Here is a 249-nt window from a genome sequence, read left to right on the forward strand (position 1 = left end):
GCTCATTTCGGCGAGCGGGGCGAGCTCCATCACTCCTGCATTATTGACGAGTATGTCGATTTTGACGAAGGCATTCTCGGCCGCATCGAACAGCTGCTCCGCCGTCGGTGGATAGGCAAGATCGGCCTGCACCGCCAGGGCGCGTCCGCCGGCGGCTTGGATCTGCTCTACGAGCGCATCGGCAGCCGCTTTGCCGGTGGCGTAGTTGATTGCTACTGCGATGCCGTCTTGCGCCAGCCGGCGGGCGAT

1 protein-coding gene is annotated in these 249 nt (G+C 63.5%); it reads right to left on the reverse strand.

Going from position 1 to position 249, the window contains the following annotated elements; translation table 11 throughout:
• Positions 1-249: SDR family NAD(P)-dependent oxidoreductase (locus tag RMT89_RS44610; RefSeq protein WP_315889466.1), on the reverse strand; the 249-nt coding region annotated here is incomplete at both ends.

It is taken from the genome of Streptomyces sp. P17, from assembly GCF_032436805.1.
Classification (GTDB): domain Bacteria; phylum Actinomycetota; class Actinomycetes; order Streptomycetales; family Streptomycetaceae; genus Streptomyces.